This window comes from Parablautia muri, assembly GCF_009917485.1.
Classification (GTDB): domain Bacteria; phylum Bacillota; class Clostridia; order Lachnospirales; family Lachnospiraceae; genus Suilimivivens; species Suilimivivens muri.
This window is the reverse complement of the sequence record NZ_QZDT01000117.1, coordinates 1-3,758: the sequence shown is the minus strand read 5'-3', so window position 1 is coordinate 3,758 and position 3,758 is coordinate 1. Positions and strand designations below refer to the sequence as shown.

Sequence of the window (3,758 nt, the reverse complement as noted above, 5' to 3'; positions counted from 1 at the left end):
TGACAGGAAAATGAGCAGATTTGTGACAGCGGATAAGATTGAATCTGTGACAGCTCATGAAGTTATTAACATTAGTTGAGCAGCCGACCTCCCACACCATATTGCGTGTCCAAATTGATACAATCTTGGAATGGGTTCTATCGTTTTTACATATACCGCAAATGCCCTTAAATAAACGCCTTTTGGAAAGGCAGATGCACCCGTACATGGGCGGCTATCGTTTTATTATTCGGAATTGCCGCGCTTTCGATAATTGGGGGTGTAAAAAATAACGATAGCCTGTTTTTTAAGGTGGCTATCGTTATTTTTTGCACCCAAAGGATTATAGCATTTTTGCAAACACAATCAACTGGAAGTTATTGAGTTTTGTGTAGAGAAAATCTTTATTTGCTCTTGTATACCCACAATCATCCAATTTTATCAATTACCATACTTAATACTATTTTTACTTTTTGTTCCAAAATCTCTATTTTATAATAATTTGTAGAAATATCTATTAATAATTTATCTATCTCGCTTATATTTTTTTGCTTTTCCCATTTTAGACTTCTATTTATATCTACAGAAAATTTAATACGGGCGTACATTTCATTATATTTCAAATTGTACATAGAAATTGCAGATAAAACAAATTCCAAATCATATTTAAAAGGAATGTAATATTTTCTCATATTTTGTTGTTTATGATTTATCTTTATATCCTTTAAATTAGATATAATCGAATATATTACCGTATCTAATAACACAAATTCCAACAATGCTTCTTTAACAAGTGAAAGAAAATAATCAGATTCTACTATATTTACGCTGTATGTAAAAACACTTGTGAAAAATAATAGCATATATATACTATAACGCAACACATTAACGCTAAATAACGCTTCCATCGGTTTAAAAATAAGCGTTACAATTTTGTTCCCAGTGACACCTTGAATGATTTTTTTAATTACCATTAACAAAATAGGTAATATATACGGTATTGAGACAAGAAATGTAATCATTGTTAAAAACATTGAATATCTTTCTTGTCCTATAAACTCACCATAAGTCAATGTTATTCCAGAAGATGTACATATTTTTTCAACAATCACCACAAAAAGATATGTTCCATATCCAATTAAATTTTTCAATAAAACAGACGAAAAAAACACAAAATATAAAAGCGCAATTACTATTAACACTGTAATAGTGAAAAGTGGTAATAGGAATTGTGATATCAATATTAACTCACTCATAAGAATTAAAGTTTGCCCCCATGTGAGAGCTTCTTCATTCTTTTTTTTATTACAAACGAAATATATCACAAGCAATAATAATGCTACAAAGATCATGGAAAGTGAAATTATATACCATTTTCCCATAATCTGTCCTAATTTATCTAATACTTCTAAATTGGAAATATTTTCACTAAATACTTTTAGCAACTCTATAAAATCAATATTTAAGTAAGCCAACACACAAGATAATAGCAAACCGCTGGGTGTCGCTAATACCAACATGACATATTTAATTATGTCGCTTTTCTTAATACTTTCTATCTCTTTTTCATCAAATACAACTAATTTCATAAACCATGCCCTCTTTCAACTCAACAATACAAGTATAATATCGGAAATTACCTGCTTGCAAAGTCCCGATTTATTGAACACTTCCAGCATGGAAATTATACCTCAATTTTTCACAAATTTCCATACACAGTAACATCTTATTTCCGCACAGAAAAAGCGGCCGGTGGCATCTGGCAAAAACCTGATGCCCCGACCGCTTCCAGCTTTCAAATCTCTGTGCTGACTTCCGCTCCGTTGCAGAAGGTGAACACCACCCGTCCATCCGAATGGACCGTTGCGTAATCTACAAGCCTGTGGAACAGCTTTTCATTGAAATCTACCGGCAGCTCTCGCACTTCCTCAAGTCCCGCAATGAATCCGCTGAAAATGTCATACTGTATTTCCTTCCTCTCCCGCTCTTTCTCCAAGCTGTTCTCCCGGCTCTCAAGGGCGGCATACCGGTTTGCATACCCGTCATACTTTTTGCGGTAGTCGTGCTGGTCGAGTTTCCGGGTGGCGTTCTCATCGACCAGTCTCTGGATCAGCCCCGCCGTCACTTCTTTCTCCCTGCTGACCGCTTCCAGCTCCGCCTCAATGGCGCTGCTGTCGGCCAGGTTATCCATTGACCGCCCTGCAGTCCCCGATGACCTCCTCCCGGTTTTCCATCAGGATGCCGAGCGCCTCCAGGAACAGCTCCTTAATCCGTTGCTCGTACAGATGGGGCGTGGCGCATTTGCTTTCCCCCTTGAATTTGGCGTTGCACTGCCATACCGTCCGCTTGTACTTACTGTTGGAATGCCAGACCTTGGAGCCGAAGTATTCCCCGCAGTCCCCGCATTTCAGCTTTGCCGAAAACGGGCTGCAGCAGTTATGGCTCCGCCCCAGGTTCTTCCTCCGCTGTATCTCCATCTGCACGAGCTGCCACTCCGCAGGCTCGATGATGGCGTCATGGCTGCCCTCCACATAATACTGCGGCACTTCCCCTTCGTTCGCCTTGCGCTTCTTAGAAAGGAAGTCCACCGTGTAGCACTTCTGCAGGCGGGCGTCGCCTTTGTACTTTTCGTTGGAAAGGATGTTCTCCACCGTCCTGTGCCGCCATGTCTCCTTTCCCGTTGGCGTTGGGATGTTCCTGTCCGTCAGGTATTTTGCGATGGCGTAGGGCGTCTGCCCCTGCATAAACAGCCGGTAGATGAGCCGCACCGTTTCCGCCTCTTCCGGCACAACCTCCATCTGCCCGTCCTCCCCTTTCCGATAGCCGAGGAAAGAACTGTAGGCCAGGCTGACCTTGCCGTCCGCAAACCGCTTCCGTTTCCCCCATGTCACGTTTTCCGAGATGGAGCGGGACTCTTCCTGCGCCAGCGAGGACATGATGGTAATGAGCAGTTCTCCCTTGGAGTCCAGCGTGTAGATGTTCTCCTTCTGGAAATAGACCTCCACGCCTTTCTCCTTCAGCTTCTGAACCGTGGTGAGGCTGTCCACCGTGTTCCTCGCAAACCGGCTCACCGACTTGGTGACGATAAGGTCAATCTTCCCGTCCAGCGCGTCCTGCACCATCTGGTTGAATCCGCTCCTGTGCCTCGTGTCGGTCGCACTTATGCCCTCGTCCGTATACACGTTTACAAACTCCCATTCCGGCCGGGATTTGATGTAATTGGTGTAATAATCCACCTGCTCCTCGTAGCTGGTGAGCTGCTCCTCGCTGTCCGTGCTGACGCGGGCGTATCCGGCGGTCTTCCGCTTTGCCACTGCGTCATTCCTTACCCCGGTATGCAGGTTCCTTGTCGCAGGTATCACTGTCACATTAGGCATTGCCGTCCCCCTCCTTTCCGGCTCCGGCGTCCCCCGCCCGCATTTCTTTCATCAGCCGGCGCACCGTCTGCCTGTGGGTATCCGAAGCCTCCCTGTCGTTCCAGTATGCCTTCATCTTTTCGCTCTGTCGCCGGCGCTGCTCCTCCGGGAATTCGCGCCCCTTCCAGTATTCCTTCATCCGCTCACTGTGCCGTCTGCGCTGTTCCTCCGTCTGTTTTCTGCCGGAGTTTTTCAGACTGATCTGCCGTTTCTGCTCTTCCGTGCAGATATGCACCACCTCATGCTCCTGCCACTGTTTAACGGTTTCCCTCCCGTCCTTAAGGCAGAATACTGTTAATAACTTCATGAGCTGTCACAGATTCGACCTCACCTGCTGTCGTGAAATCACCCATTTTCCTGTCA

At 44.3% G+C, this 3,758-nt stretch carries 4 protein-coding genes; all 4 read right to left on the bottom strand.

Annotated features, from left to right (window positions below):
- Positions 1 to 407: 407 nt before the first annotated feature.
- Positions 408 to 1,568 (bottom strand): hypothetical protein, encoded by a 1,161-nt coding sequence (locus D5281_RS24285; protein WP_160562441.1) that lies wholly within the window; start codon positions 1,566 to 1,568, stop codon positions 408 to 410.
- A gap of 206 nt (positions 1,569 to 1,774) precedes the next feature.
- On the bottom strand, positions 1,775 to 2,170 hold the full coding sequence (locus D5281_RS26280; RefSeq protein WP_277935603.1) for a hypothetical protein: 396 nt from the start codon (positions 2,168 to 2,170) through the stop codon (positions 1,775 to 1,777).
- The gene (locus tag D5281_RS24280; protein ID WP_277935602.1) at positions 2,163 to 3,356 is read right to left on the bottom strand and encodes a recombinase family protein; all 1,194 of its coding nucleotides are present in this window, start codon (positions 3,354 to 3,356) and stop codon (positions 2,163 to 2,165) included. Before D5281_RS24280 ends, D5281_RS26280 begins: the two co-directional genes overlap by 8 nt.
- Entirely contained in the window at positions 3,349 to 3,702 is a 354-nt protein-coding gene (locus tag D5281_RS24275; protein WP_160562440.1) for a hypothetical protein, read from the bottom strand. Before D5281_RS24275 ends, D5281_RS24280 begins: the two co-directional genes overlap by 8 nt.
- Positions 3,703 to 3,758: the final 56 nt, after the last annotated feature.

Coding starts and splice junctions, on each gene's coding strand:
- D5281_RS26280 (WP_277935603.1), bottom strand. CDS start 2,170: ATGGATAACCTGGCCGACAGCAGCGCCATTGAGGCGGAGCTGGAAGCG.
- D5281_RS24280 (WP_277935602.1), bottom strand. CDS start 3,356: ATGCCTAATGTGACAGTGATACCTGCGACAAGGAACCTGCATACCGGG.
- D5281_RS24275 (WP_160562440.1), bottom strand. CDS start 3,702: ATGAAGTTATTAACAGTATTCTGCCTTAAGGACGGGAGGGAAACCGTT.
- D5281_RS24285 (WP_160562441.1), bottom strand. CDS start 1,568: ATGAAATTAGTTGTATTTGATGAAAAAGAGATAGAAAGTATTAAGAAA.